Here is a 13,435-nt window from a genome sequence, read left to right on the forward strand (position 1 = left end):
CTTTGACGGCATGGCGCTGATTTCGGACATCCGCCTGATCTATGACAACTATCACTATCAGACGCAGATCCTGGTCGCCTCGATCCGCCATGGCATCCATGTGCTGGAATCCGCGCGCATCGGCGCCGATGTGATCACCGCGCCGCCCGCCGTGATCAAGGGGCTGTTCCGCCACGTGCTGACCGAAAAGGGCATCGAAGGGTTCCTTGCGGATTGGGCCAAGACGGGGCAGAGCATTGGCTGATATCCGCCCAATTCAGGGATGACCAACTGCCTTGCGTGATGAATCGCCTCTGGACCAGTTCCGTGCCGCGCTGACCGGCACGGCACGGGCGCTTGCCGAAGAACCCGAGATCGAGGTTGCCTGGACTGCCGATGCGGCGGGACAGGCCGGCACCGCCTTGCGCGTGCCGATGCCGCCGCGCGCGCTGCCTGCCGCGCAAGTGGCCGAAGCGCGCGGCTTTGCCGATTCGATGGCGCTGAAGCTGCGGCTGCACAACGCGGCGCTGCATCAGGCGCGCGCACCGGGTGAACCGGTGGCACGCGCGGTCTATGATGCGATCGAACAAGTCCGCTACGAAGCGTTGGGGTCGGACGGCTATGCCGGGATTCGCGGCAACATCGGCGCGGCGACCGATGTGCGCATGCTCAGCGATCCGATCGCGCGCGCCGCGCGGGCCGAAGACGTGCCCCTGCAAAGCGCGGTGTCGCTGCTGCTGCGTGAGGCGCTGACCGGCCAGCCGGTGCCCGAAACGGCGCGGCTGGGCACCGATCTGGTGCGAAGCTGGATCACCGCCAAGGCGGGCGACGACTTTGCCGCGCTGGCCGATGCGCTCGACAATCAAAAGGCGTTTCAGCAGCTTGCGCTCGATCTGCTGGGCCATCTCGAACTGACTCAGCCGAGCGACGCGCCCCCCACCGACAGCGAGGACGACGAAGGCGAAGACCTCGACGATGGCGAGGAACAGCCCGACGAAGGCGAAGACGCGTCCGACCAGTCGCCCAGCGAAATGGCCGGCGACACCAGCGAGGGCGGCGAAGACGGCGATCAGGACCAGGAACCGAGCGAAGCCGAAGACAGCGCCGATGCCGATATTGCCGACGATGGCGAAGAAGGCATGCTGCCGACGCGGCCCAACCGGCCCTGGACCGACTTGCCCGACGGTTTCGACTACAAGGCCTATACCGAAAGCTATGACGAAGTCGTCGCCGCCACCGATCTGTGCGACGAGGAAGAGCTGACCCGGCTGCGCGCCTATCTCGATGCGCAGATGAAGGGGCTGCAATCGGTCGTGACGCGGCTGGCCAACCGGTTGCAGCGGCGCCTGATGGCGCAGCAGAACCGGTCGTGGGATTTCGACCAGGAAGAAGGCCTGCTCGATGCGGCGCGGCTGGCGCGGGTGGTCATCTCGCCGGGCCATTCGCTCAGTTACAAAGTCGAACGCGATGTCGAATTCAAGGACACCGTGGTTACGTTGCTGATCGACAATTCGGGGTCGATGCGTGGACGGCCGATCTCGATCGCGGCGATCAGCGCCGACATTCTGGCACGCACGCTCGAACGCTGCGGGGTCAAGACCGAAGTGCTGGGCTTTACCACCCGCGCGTGGAAGGGCGGGCAGTCGCGCGAGGCATGGCTGACCGGCGGCAAGCAGGCCAATCCGGGCCGTCTCAACGATTTGCGCCACATTGTTTACAAAAAGGCCGATGAACCCTGGCGCCGCGCGCGCAAGAACCTGGGCCTGATGATGCGCGAAGGCCTGCTGAAGGAAAACATCGATGGCGAGGCGCTGTTGTGGGCGCACACCCGCCTGCTGGCGCGGCAAGAGGATCGCCGCATCCTGATGGTGATTTCCGACGGTGCACCGGTCGATGATTCGACGCTGTCGGTCAACAGCGCGGGCTATCTCGAACAGCATTTGCGCAAAGTGATCGACTGGATTGAAAAGCAGTCGCCGGTGCAACTGGTGGCGATCGGCATCGGCCACGATGTCACCCGCTATTACCGCCGCGCGGTGACGATCATGGATGTCGAACAGTTGGGCGGCACGATCGTGGAACAGTTGGCGGACTTGTTCGAGGACGATTGACGCGCACCGTTTAACCGGTCACTTAAACGTCCATGACCGAGCCCGCATCGCCATCCGTTTCCGCCGCCGTTGCCAGTCGCCGCTCGATTCGCCGGTTTCTGTCCGATCCGGTCGATCCCCAAGTTCTGCGCAGCGTGCTGGAAAAGGCGCAGCGCGCGCCGTCGGGCGGCAATGTGCAGCCCTGGAATGCCCATGTGCTGACCGGCGAACCGCTGGCGCGCCTGCTGGCGACGGTGGCGGCGGTGCTGCCGCAGGGGCGCGCGGCGCATGCCCCGGAATATGCGGTCTATCCGTCCGAACTGGCGGGCGCCTATGCCGACCGGCGGTATGGCGTGGGCGAGGCGATGTATGCCGCGCTGAACATTCCGCGCGACGACAAGGCCGGGCGACTGGCGCAATTTGCCGCCAATTTCCGGGGCTTTGGCGCGCCGGTGCTGATGCTGGTGCACATGCCGCGCTATATGGGCCCGCCGCAATGGTCGGACGTGGGCATGTGGTTGCAGACGGTGATGCTGCTGCTGCGCGAGGCGGGGCTCGATTCATGCGCGCAGGAAGCCTGGGCGGTGTTCCAGGCGCAGATCCGCAGCGTGGTGCCGATCCCCGATGATCACATCTTTTTCTGCGGCCTGGCGATCGGCCACCGCGATCCAGATGCACCGATCAACCGGTTTCCGGTGGCGCGGGCCGCGCTGGATGAAGTCGTGACCTGGGTGGGATTTCCCCAAGAAACAAATTCTTAACAACCCCCGTTCGTGCTGAGCCTGTCGAAGCACGCGCGCCAACATTCGCCTCACACGCGTGCTTCGACAGGCTCAGCACGAACGGGGGTTGGGGCATGGGGTGGATCGGGCAGGCTTGACGGTCCGTTCCTGTCCGGGGCAAGGCCGACGCCATGATCAATCCCCGTCCGCTCGTGCTGTTCAACAGCCTGACTCGCCAGCCGGAGCCGTTCAGCCCCGTTCACCCGGGCGAGGCGCGCGTCTATTCGTGCGGGCCGACGGTCTACAACTATCCGCATATCGGCAATATGCGCGCCTATGTGTTTGCCGATGTGCTGGGACGCACGCTGTCATACAAGGGCTATGCGCTGACTCACGTGATCAACATCACCGATGTCGGCCATCTGACCGACGATGCCGATGCGGGCGAAGACAAGATGGAAGCCGCCGCCGCCGCGCGTGCGCAATCGATCTGGGATATCGCGCGCCACTATACCGAGGCCTATTGGGCCGATATTGCCGCGCTGAATATCCGCGCGCCCGCGCAATGGTCGATTGCCACGCATTATGTGCCGCAGATGATCGAATTCGCCAAGACGATTGCCGAGCGGCACTGCTATGAATTGCCCACCGGGCTCTATTTCGATGTCGGTTCGGTGGCCGATTACGGGCGGCTGGCGCGCGCGCAGACGGACGAGGGCGAGGGGCGCATCGAGGAAGTGGAGGGCAAGCGCCACGCCGCCGACTTTGCCATCTGGCGCAAGACCCCGCCGGGCGAAACGCGGCAGATGGAATGGGATTCGCCGTGGGGCCGGGGCGCGCCCGGCTGGCACCTGGAATGTTCTGTGATGAGCGGCGCGCTGCTTGGTTTTCCGTTCGACATTCACACCGGCGGGATCGACCATCGCGAAATCCACCATCCCAACGAAATCGCGCAGAATCAGGCGTTTTGCTGCACCGGCAGCCTGACCGACCCGGCCAATTCGGGCGCGCGGGTGTGGATGCACAACAATTTCCTGGTCGAACGGTCGGGCAAGATGTCGAAAAGTTCGGGCGAGTTCCTGCGCCTGCAACTGCTGATTGATCGCGGCTATCACCCGCTGGCCTATCGCCTGATGTGCCTGCAGGCGCATTATCGCAGCGAACTGGAGTTTTCATGGGAAGGGCTGGGCGCGGCGTTGACCCGGCTGAAACGGCTGGTTCTGGCGATCGCGCAGTTGCGCGATCGCGCGGGCGAGGCGGATGCGACGCCGGGGCCCAAGTTTGCCGATCTGCTCGACCGCTTCGATGCAGCGATCAGCGAAGACCTCAACACCCCGCTGGCGCTGACCGTGCTGGATGAGATCGTCGCGCTGAAAAAGGTCGATCCGGCCGAAAAGCTGGGCGCGATTGCCAACGTGGACAGCGTGCTCGGCCTCAATCTGCTGACGCTGAGCCGTACCGAATTGCGCATCCGGCCCATGGCCGCGGTGATCGATGAACAGACCATCGGCGAAGTGTTGGACGACCGCCGCGCCGCGCGCGCCGACAAGGATTTCGCCCGATCCGACGCCCTGCGCGATGAATTGGCCGCCGCGGGGGTCGAGGTGATGGATGGCGACCCGCTCGGCTGGGACTGGCGCGTGCCATAATCCTCTCCGGCACGGGGAGGATCAGGGCCGTTGGGCGTGCAGGATGTGCGGGGTGACGACGATATAGAGGTCGGTATTCTGCCGCGTGTGCGATGTGTTGCGGAACGCCTGGCCCAACAGCGGAATATCGCCCAACAGCGGGATCTTGCTGCTGTTGTCGAGCACCGTGTCCTGCATCAGCCCGCCGATCACAAAGCTTTCACCGTCACGCACCATTGCCACGGTCTCTGCCTCGCGCTGCGAAATGGTGGGATAGCCTTGGGCATAGCCGGTCACGCTCGACACCACGCAGAACACGTGGCTGGTCACCACGCCGTCGTCGGCCACGCGGGGCGCGATCTGCAAGGTCACGCCGACATTCACATATTGCACTTGTTGCGACACGCCGTTGACCCCCGACAGCGTGATCGAGGTCAGGATCGGCAGCGCGTCGCCGGTGATGATCTTGGCCGTGCTGCCCGACAGCGCTGCGATGCGCGGGCGCGACACGATCTTGCCATTGCCTTTGCTGATCTGCGCCGAGATCGCCGCCTGCAACTGCCCGCTGGTCAGCACGCCGCCGCCGTTGGGGCTGAAGCCCGATGGCACATATTGCCCCGATTGCACCGAAAACAGCGCAATCTGGCCATTGGCATTGGTGAAATCGATGCCCACCGTTTTTGCCCCGCTTTCGGTCAGTTCGACCAGTTCGGTTTCGAACAGCACGCTGTCGAGCGGCACATCGATGCGCGCGATCTGCGCCTTGAGCCGGGCCAGCCGTTCGGGTGATCCGTGCAGCCAGATCGCGTTGAGCCGCCGATCGACCGCGATCGTGCCGGTGGCATCGACCGCTTCGCCCAGCGGCTGGTCGGGCGCCTCGGTAATGCCCGAACTTTGCGCGGCATAAGTCCCGCCGGTGAGGCTGGTCGAGCCAAAGCCGGGTTCGCGCGGGGTGAAATGGTCGTTGGGCTTGATCGTCGCGCCGGGGCTGATCAGCCCGACCACTTCGCTGACATCGGCGTATTTCAGCATGACCAGTTCGCTGATCGCATCGCTGTCATCGGCGGGGGTGCCATGCATGGGGGCGGGATCGGCGGCGGGGCGGGCGAGCGGGTGCACGGTGATCTCGATTGCGCTGGGGCTGATCGCGCGGGCCTCGGCGCGGGCCGGGGCCAGGCTGGCGAAATGGACGATCAGCACGCTGTCGGCCTGTTCAAAGCTGATCGAGCGGACAAATCCGTCTAGCCGCGCCTGCAGGCTGGCGCTGCTGGCGCGCGTGGTCAGCGCAAAGGCCAGCGCCGCGCGCCCGGCCGTGGCGGGGGTTTCGGCCAGGGCGGCAAAGCCATTGGCACGCGGTGCAAAATCCAGCCGGAACCGCGTTTCGGTGGCACCTTGCGCGATTGGCTGAATCGCGGTCAGCACGGCAGGGGCAACATCGGTCCGCATGTCGGCGATTTGGGCGCGCACCGGCATGGCCAGCATCAGTACGGTGATGCACAGGCCCGCAACGGCGGCACGCAGGGTCACAATCCCGCCTTGCCTTTGGGCGTGCCATTGCCCGATGGCCCGTCATAGCCCGGTTCCGCCTCGCAGAAATAGGTTGCGCCACAGGCGCCGTCGCTGCCCTTGATCACATCGTAAAGCTCTGCCGTGTGGCGCCACAGCGATCGGGCCCCGGTCGGCTTTGCGCCATAGGCGGCAAAGATCGCCGCGATCATCGGCGCGCCGACGCTGGTGCCGCCGAACACCATCCAGCCCGAAGTGTTGCCGGGGCCAAGCGGGCCATACGTCGCAACCCCGGTGCCGGGGGCGGCCACCACTGCAACATCGTTCATCATGCGTTTGGTGCACAAAGGGTCGGTCTGCCACACGGGTTTGTCATACATTGCCGAACACCCGCTGCCGGTGCCCGACCACACCGTTTCGGACCAGCCGCGCGCGTTGGTGGCATTGGCCACCAGCCGCGTGCCGCCCACCGCGATGGTCAACGGCGCGCTCGCGGGAAATTCGGCGCCATAGCCGCTGTCGCCCGCGCTGGCGGTGACGGCGATCCCCGGCAGGTGATAGGCATGCGCGAACGGGCGCGTGCCATCTTCGGCACCGCCATAGCTGTTGGAAATCGCGATCGCCCCGCGCGAGGCGGCCATGGCCACGGCGGCGGCCAGATTGGCCTCGCTGTCGTCATCGGCTTCGACCAGCAGGATGCGGCAGGCCGGGCATATCGCGCTGGCCATTTCGATATCGAGCGCCTGTTCCTGCGACCAGCCGGTGTCGGTAACAGGCAGGGTGGTGCCCCCGCGCTGGTTGATCCGCGTCAGGCATCCGCTCGCCACGGTACACTGCGGCAGGCCGAATTGCGCGCGATAGGTCGCCAGATCGCTTTCCGCCCTGGGATAGCCATAGGCATCGACAATCGCGATCACCGTGGCGTTGCTGCCGGTCAACGTCAGGTGATAGGCGTTGCGCAGATCGGCGGGGGACAGGCCTGAGGGCGGGCTGGCGCTGACCGCCGCCTTGCCGCCAAGCGGGGTGCCGTCGGCACGCACCACGACATGGGCGTGGCAATGCATGTGCAGGGGCCGCGCATCGCGCGCGCAGACCGCGCGGTGCAATACCACCCGCCCGCCCGCAATATCCGGCACGATCGGCCCGGGATGTGACACAGCATGTGCCGCACCGGGCGCGCAGGCCAGCACCAGCATGGCCAGATGCGCCAGCAACGGCTTGATGAATTGCGGCATGGTCCCTCCCTTTGCGCTTGTCGCCCGTCGCGTTACGGGTAAGCCTTCGCCGACGGGTGCGGGTGGCCAATCACCTCCGAACCCGAGGGAAATCGATGCTCCGCGTCCGAAAACAGATGCTGGCCGGGGCGATGCAGATCGATCGAAGCGGGAGCAGAAGCGTGGGTGAAGGCTCGGAAAAAACCATTGTCGTGGTCAATGCGCTGGCGGCGCCGCTGTTGGCGGGGCGCGTGCCCGATTGGGTCGATCTGCGCGGCTTTACCTCGACCGAAGAGCTGATGACGCTGGCACCGCTGGCCGAGATCGGCTGGTTCGATTTGCACAAGCCCGCGCCGATGGCGGCGGCGATCGCGCTGGCGACGCGGCTGCACTGGCTCAATTCGATCTATGCCGGGGTTGACGCGTTTCCGCTGCCGCTGCTGGCCGAACGTGGTGTCACGCTGACCAACGGCGCGGGGATCAACGCCATCACCATCGCCGAATATGTGGTGATGGGCATGCTGACGATGGCCAAGGGCTATGCGCAAGTCGTGCGCGCCCAGGATCGCCAGGAATGGCTGCAGGAATCGCCGGGCAAACAGGAATTGCATGGCAGCCGTGCGCTGATTCTGGGCGGCGGCGAAATCGGCGGGCGCGTGGCGCGGATGCTGGCCGGGTTTGATGTCGCGGTCACCACCGTGCGTCGGCGCCCTGCCGAAGGCGCCATCGGCCCCGATGCCTGGCGCGCGCGGCTGGCCGAATTCGACTGGGTGATCATCGCGGTGCCGGCCACGCCCGAAACGGTGGGCCTGATCGGCGCCGCCGAGATTGCCGCGATGAAGCCGGGCGCCGCGCTGATCAATGTCGCGCGTGGCACCGTGATCGATCAGGATGCCCTGATCGCGGCGCTGGACAGCGGGCATCTGGGCGGCGCATTTCTCGATGTGTGCACGCCAGAGCCGCTACCCCCGGGGCACCCGCTGTGGCGCGTGCCCAATGCCCATATCACCATGCATCTGTCGGGCCGCGCGCAGGACAAGATGTTTGCGCGCGCGGTCGACCGGTTCCTGGTCAATCTCGACCGCTGGCATCGCGGCGAACCGGTCGCGCCGCAAGTCGATCTGGTGGCGGGTTACTGATCGAGCAGCAGTGCGCTGACCTCGATTTCCGCCTGGGGATGCGGCAGCAGTGTCTGGGTAAAGCGTGTGACGGTGATTTCGGCGATCAGCGCGCCCTGGATGGCGATATCGGCATCGCCGATCGCGATGGTCAGCGCTTCGGCAGCCTCGACCGCTTCGGCGCTCTCAAAGCGCAGCACGAAAGTGTGTCGCGATCCGGTGAATGTGGCGCTGGCCCATTGGGTTTCGCCGTGGCGGGCCAGGCGGGCCAGCGGTCCGGCGCGATCGAACAGCGCCTGGGCCAGACGTTGCCCGGTGGTGATGCGCGGGCGATGGCCGGAATGGGTGCGGGCCGGGCGGGCGGCGGGGCGGGGGGTGTCGGTGTTGCGCCACATGGTCGTGCTCCGGGTTGCAGTGTTCATGAAATGTTCCACCCGTGGTTGCAGGGCAGCGGCACAAGTGCGCCATGCCCTGGGAAAGATTGGATCGCGGCGCGACGCGCCGTACCCGGCGAGTTGTGGCACGGGGCCGACCAGGTCGGCGAAAGCGGTGATGAGAGTGGCAAGGCGCATCGTCTGTTTCCTTCGAGTCGGCGTAATATATTTCCTAGATTGACAGGAAAAATCTTTCGGTCTAGGAAAAATCCTTCGAAATTGGGGTAAGGACTCGCCAACCATGCCGATGGACCTGCCTGATGACAGCAATGCCCGCACCCGTCTGATGGAGCTGGCGCGCGCGCGCGGCGTCAGTCTGGCCGCGCTGTCGGCAATGATCGGGCGCAATGCCGCCTATCTGCAGCAATTTGTGCGCAAGGGCAGCCCGCGCAAGCTGGAGGAAAACGACCGCCGCGCGCTGGCGATGTTTTTCGGCGTGGACGAAGGCGAACTGGGCGCGGTGGTCGCACCGGGCGTTATGGTGTCGGCGCCGCGCGCGGGGCGGTCGGAATGGGTCGATATTCCCCGCCTGGCGCTGGGCGCGTCGGCCGGGCCGGGGGCGCTGGCCGCCGACGAGGTGGCCGATGACCGCTTGCGGTTCAGCCAGCGCTGGTTGCGCACGCTGGGGCTCGATCCCGCGCATCTGTCGGTGATCGAGGTGGCGGGCGATTCAATGGAGCCGACTTTGCGCGATGGCGACGAGATTCTGGTCGACCGGTCGACCCGTGGCTGGCGCGAGGGCATTCATGTGGTGCGGATCGACGACGTGCTGCTGGTCAAGCGGCTGGCGCAAGGGTCGGCCGGGACGATCCGCGTGATCAGCGACAACCCGGCCTATGCCACTGTCGAACGCGTGCTGGGCGATGTGGCGATCGTCGGGCGGGTGGTGTGGAAAGGCGGGCGGATTTGAGGGGGTTGCGCTTGGGCGGCCATCGCATCATCTTGTAACGCGATGACCGAACCCGCCACTCCGCCCGCGCCGCCGCTGAAAGTGGCGATCATTCCCGTCACCCCCTTGCAGCAGAATTGCACGCTGGTGTGGTGCACCAAAACCATGCGCGGCGCGTTCATCGATGCCGGGGGGGATCTGGCGCTGTTGCGTCAGGCGATCGCCAAGACCGGGGTGACCATCGAAAAGCTGCTCGTCACCCACGGCCATATCGACCATTGCGGTGCGACCGGCGCCTTTGCGCGCGAACTGGGCGTGCCGATCGAAGGGCCGGAAGAGGCGGACCGGTTCTGGATCGCCCGACTCGATGAAGATGGCCGCAAATATGGCATCGACGGGCAGGTGTTCGAACCGACGCGCTGGCTGCACGATGGCGATACCGTCACGATTGGCGAATGCACGCTCGATGTGGTGCACTGTCCGGGCCATACCCCGGGGCACGTGGTGTTTTTCCACGCGGCGTCGCGTTTTGCCATTGTCGGTGACGTGCTGTTTCAGGGCTCGATCGGGCGCACCGACTTCCCGTTGGGCAATCATCAGCAACTGATCGATTCGATCACGCAAAAGCTGTGGCCGCTGGGCAACGACGTGACATTCGTGCCAGGCCATGGCCCGGTCAGCACGTTTGGCCGCGAACGGCAGACCAATTCCTATGTCAGCGACTATATGCTGGCGTGATCCCGCCCCGTTGCCGGGGAGGGATGGGCCTTACATATCAAGTGCGATGGTGGCGGCCCAGATGCCCAGGCCGATCAGGCTGACCATGGTGATCAGCGTGCCGACCGAGCGGCCTGCCTTGAACACCCCGCCATCCATGCCCACGCCATGCGCGATCCGGCCCAGCGCATAGAGCGCGGCCACCCCGGCCAGCCAGAGGTTGCCCGGCCGCGACAGTTCGATCACCGCGATCATGATCAGCATGATCGGAGTGTTCTCGATGAAATTGGCTTGCGCGCGCATACGACGGATCAGTTCGTCGTCGCCGCCGTCGCCCACCGAGATCTTCTTGGCAGAGCGCACCATGCCGATGCGCATGGTCAACCATATGTTGGTAAAGGCGGCGGCCGCGACCGACGCCAGGCTGATGGGCAGATACATCCTCTCGTGAACTCCTGTGGTGGCCGGGTTGTTTTTTTGGCCCGACGCATGGCTAGCCCAGCATGGCTTGCAAATCATCCGAAAATGCGTATAGGCGCCCCTTCGCCCGCGAGCGGCAAGTTTCGTCCAGCCCCATCCCTGGTCTTGTGCATGTTGCATGCATGATGCGCCTTTGGGGGTTGTCTGGTCGCAGGTTCTTGCCTATCGCGCCCGTGACACAGACATCAGATTATCAGGAACAGGTGCCGAAATGGCCGTCCCAAAACGCAAAACATCGCCTTCTCGTCGTGGCATGCGCCGTAGCCACGATGCGCTGAAACCCGAAGCATTCCATGAATGCTCGAACTGCGGTGAACTGAAGCGTCCGCACATGCTGTGCAACGCTTGCGGCCATTACAACGGTCGCGAAGTGATCGCAGTCGGTAGCTGAATTGAGGCATCGCGCGCCGGATCGCCAAGGCGAATCAGCGCGTGCATGACCGGGCCACGACACCACCGGTAACCGGTGCATGGCGTCGGGCCCGGCCGCGGCTGGCCCGATATTTTGCGGGCAGTGCGCGGGAAACAGCAAACGCGCAAAAGGGGACCACCACACCATGATGCTGCCGCGTATCGCAATCGACGCGATGGGCGGTGACGAAGGCGTGCGTGTGATGGTTGCCGGCGCCGCGCTCGCGCAGACGCGCAACCCCCAGCTCAATTTTCTGATGGTTGGCGACGAGGCGCAAGTCACCGCCGCCATTGCCGCCCATCCCGGCCTCGCCGCGTGTTGCGAAGTGCGCCACGCGCCCGACGTGGTCGCGGGCGACGAACGCCCGACTCAGGCATTGCGCCGGGCCCGCACGACATCGATGGGCCTGGCGATCGACGCGGTCAAACAGGGCGATGCCGGCGCCGCGGTCAGCGCGGGCAACACCGGCGCGCTGATGGCGATGGCCAAGCTGTCGTTGCGCATGCTGCCGGGTATCGACCGCCCCGCGCTGGCTGCGCTGCTGCCGACCTTGGGCGATCACGATCTGGTCATGCTCGACCTTGGCGCCAACACCGCCTGCGATGCGCGCAATCTGGTGCAATTTGCGATCATGGGCGCGGCCTATGCGCGGATCGTCAACGGGTTGGCCAGCCCGCGCGTGCGGCTGCTCAACATCGGCAGCGAAGAAACCAAGGGCACCGACGATTTGCGCGATGCCGCCGCCATGCTCAAACAGGCCGGTGGCGCGCTGGCGTTCACCTTCGACGGCTTTACCGAGGCCGACAAGCTGAGCCGGGGCGATGTCGATGTGGTCGTCACCGACGGCTTTTCCGGCAATATCGCGTTGAAGGCGATGGAGGGGGCGGCTCGCTTTGTCGCCGATCTGCTGCGGCGCAGCTTTTCCAGTTCGCTGCGGTCGAAATTCGGCTTTCTGATTTCGCGCCCGGCCACGCAATTGCTGCGCGACCATCTCGACCCCAACAACCACAACGGCGCGCTGTTTGTCGGGCTCAACGGCGTTGTCGTCAAAAGTCACGGTGGCGCCACGGCGCTGGGCGTGGCGCATGCCATCGAGATCACTGCCCGCCTGCTGGAGGAAAATCTGACCACGCGTATTGCTGCCGACCTTGCCGATGTCGGTACCGAAACGATCCAGCAACCCGTGCGAAGCGGCTTGCGTGGTTCCGACCAGCCCGCCACGGAGCATAAGTCATGACCGCGGCAGTGCGTCGGTCGGTCATTCGCGGCAGCGGATCGGCCCTGCCCGAACGGTGCGTCACCAACGCCGAAATGGCGACGATGGTCGACACCACCGACGAATGGATTGTCGAGCGCACGGGCATTCGCGCGCGCTATCTGGCGGGCGAGGGGGAAACCACCGGTTCGCTGGCCACGCTGGCCGCGCGCCGTGCGCTCGATGCGGCGGGCTGGGATGCGGCGTCGATCGATTGCATCGTGCTGGCGACCGCCACGCCCGACCAGACTTTTCCCGCGACGGCGACCATCGTGCAGAACAATCTGGGCTGTCGCGGGGGGATCGCGTTTGATCTGGCGGCGGTCTGTTCGGGCTTTCTCTATGCGCTGACAACGGCCGATGCGCTGCTGCGTGCGGGCAATGTCCGTCGCGCGCTGGTGATCGGCGCCGAAACGTTCAGCCGTATCCTCGATTGGGAAGACCGCACGACTTGCGTGCTGTTCGGCGACGGGGCCGGGGCGGTTGTGCTCGAAGCGGTCGAGGTCGACCCTGCCGATCCGCTTGCGCCGGGTATCATCGCCAGCCGCCTGCATGCCGATGGCGCCTATAACGATTTGCTCTATGTCGATGGCGGGCCGTCGACCACGCAGACCGTGGGCAAATTGCGCATGAAGGGCCGCGAGGTGTTCCGTCATGCGGTGGTCAACCTGGCGGGCGTGCTGGAAGAAGTGCTGGCCGAGGCAGGGCTGACCGCGACGCAGATCGACTGGGTGGTGCCGCATCAGGCCAATTTGCGCATTCTCGACGCGACTGCGCGCAAATTGTCGTTGCCGTCGGAAAAAGTGATCGTGACCGTCGACCATCACGCCAACACCAGCGCCGCATCGGTGCCGCTCGCCTTTGACGAGGCCGTGCGCGACGGGCGAATCAAACCGGGTGACCTGGTGATGTTCGAAGCGATGGGCGGTGGCTTCACCTGGGGTGCCGCGCTCGCGCGAATCTGAGACTTAGACCAAAGTCGGCTTGCCGG

At 65.4% G+C, this 13,435-nt stretch carries 14 protein-coding genes; 10 read left to right on the top strand and 4 right to left on the bottom strand.

The features are described 5' to 3' along the window. The 4 genes from AQZ49_RS08925 to cysS all read left to right on the top strand — a co-directional run. Nucleotides 1-244, top strand: a 244-nt coding sequence (locus AQZ49_RS08925; RefSeq protein ID WP_304438457.1) for a transaldolase family protein, incomplete at its 5' end; no start/stop codon positions are given. 31 nt (nucleotides 245-275) lie between these two features. Further along, nucleotides 276-2,090: a cobaltochelatase subunit CobT gene (gene cobT / locus AQZ49_RS08930; protein WP_067614962.1), complete on the top strand. Its 1,815-nt coding sequence runs from the start codon at nucleotides 276-278 to the stop codon at nucleotides 2,088-2,090. Between the two features lie 32 nt (nucleotides 2,091-2,122). After that, complete coding sequence (locus tag AQZ49_RS08935; protein WP_067614963.1) at nucleotides 2,123-2,830, top strand: nitroreductase; 708 nt, start codon at nucleotides 2,123-2,125, stop codon at nucleotides 2,828-2,830. A gap of 152 nt (nucleotides 2,831-2,982) precedes the next feature. Beyond that, entirely contained in the window at nucleotides 2,983-4,440 is a 1,458-nt protein-coding gene (gene cysS / locus AQZ49_RS08940; protein ID WP_067614964.1) for a cysteine--tRNA ligase, read from the top strand. A gap of 21 nt (nucleotides 4,441-4,461) precedes the next feature. Here the strand turns inward: cysS and AQZ49_RS08945 are convergent, their stop codons facing one another. Beyond that, entirely contained in the window at nucleotides 4,462-5,946 is a 1,485-nt protein-coding gene (locus AQZ49_RS08945; protein ID WP_067614965.1) for a type II secretion system protein GspD, read from the bottom strand. Further along, complete coding sequence (locus tag AQZ49_RS08950; protein WP_067614966.1) at nucleotides 5,943-7,160, bottom strand: S8 family serine peptidase; 1,218 nt, start codon at nucleotides 7,158-7,160, stop codon at nucleotides 5,943-5,945. The genes AQZ49_RS08945 and AQZ49_RS08950 overlap by 4 nt, the downstream gene beginning before the upstream one ends. Nucleotides 7,161-7,321: 161 nt before the next feature. Here AQZ49_RS08950 and AQZ49_RS08955 point away from each other — a divergent pair, with 161 nt between their 5' ends. After that, a complete protein-coding gene (locus tag AQZ49_RS08955; protein ID WP_231739133.1) occupies nucleotides 7,322-8,278 on the top strand; it encodes a D-2-hydroxyacid dehydrogenase in 957 nt (318 codons plus the stop codon). Here the strand turns inward: AQZ49_RS08955 and AQZ49_RS08960 are convergent. Continuing rightward, nucleotides 8,272-8,679 (bottom strand): hypothetical protein, encoded by a 408-nt coding sequence (locus tag AQZ49_RS08960; protein WP_156428224.1) that lies wholly within the window; start codon nucleotides 8,677-8,679, stop codon nucleotides 8,272-8,274. The two genes, AQZ49_RS08955 and AQZ49_RS08960, sit on opposite strands and share 7 nt — an antisense overlap. A 253-nt stretch (nucleotides 8,680-8,932) precedes the next feature. On the opposite strand from AQZ49_RS08960, the gene AQZ49_RS08965 reads away from it, so the two are divergent. Both AQZ49_RS08965 and AQZ49_RS08970 read left to right on the top strand, forming a co-directional pair. Continuing rightward, nucleotides 8,933-9,601: a S24 family peptidase gene (locus AQZ49_RS08965; protein WP_369819108.1), complete on the top strand. Its 669-nt coding sequence runs from the start codon at nucleotides 8,933-8,935 to the stop codon at nucleotides 9,599-9,601. A 42-nt stretch (nucleotides 9,602-9,643) separates the two neighbouring features. Continuing rightward, entirely contained in the window at nucleotides 9,644-10,318 is a 675-nt protein-coding gene (locus AQZ49_RS08970; RefSeq protein ID WP_067614969.1) for an MBL fold metallo-hydrolase, read from the top strand. Nucleotides 10,319-10,348: 30 nt separating this feature from the next. On the opposite strand, the gene AQZ49_RS08975 is transcribed toward AQZ49_RS08970, so the two are convergent. After that, the gene (locus AQZ49_RS08975) at nucleotides 10,349-10,738 is read right to left on the bottom strand and encodes an MAPEG family protein (RefSeq protein ID WP_067614970.1); all 390 of its coding nucleotides are present in this window, start codon (nucleotides 10,736-10,738) and stop codon (nucleotides 10,349-10,351) included. Nucleotides 10,739-10,988: 250 nt separating this feature from the next. Here AQZ49_RS08975 and rpmF point away from each other — a divergent pair, with 250 nt between their 5' ends. From rpmF to AQZ49_RS08985, 3 genes are all read left to right on the top strand, one after another. Beyond that, a complete protein-coding gene (gene rpmF, locus AQZ49_RS21790) occupies nucleotides 10,989-11,168 on the top strand; it encodes a 50S ribosomal protein L32 (RefSeq protein WP_082701671.1) in 180 nt (59 codons plus the stop codon). Between the two features lie 166 nt (nucleotides 11,169-11,334). Continuing rightward, nucleotides 11,335-12,426: a phosphate acyltransferase PlsX gene (gene plsX / locus AQZ49_RS08980; RefSeq protein ID WP_067615364.1), complete on the top strand. Its 1,092-nt coding sequence runs from the start codon at nucleotides 11,335-11,337 to the stop codon at nucleotides 12,424-12,426. Further along, nucleotides 12,423-13,409, top strand: coding sequence for a beta-ketoacyl-ACP synthase III (locus AQZ49_RS08985; RefSeq protein ID WP_067614971.1), 987 nt, complete (start codon nucleotides 12,423-12,425; stop codon nucleotides 13,407-13,409). Before plsX ends, AQZ49_RS08985 begins: the two co-directional genes overlap by 4 nt. Nucleotides 13,410-13,435: the final 26 nt, after the last annotated feature.

Origin of the sequence: Novosphingobium sp. FSW06-99 (assembly GCF_001519065.1) — a bacterium.
GTDB lineage: Bacteria > Pseudomonadota > Alphaproteobacteria > Sphingomonadales > Sphingomonadaceae > Novosphingobium.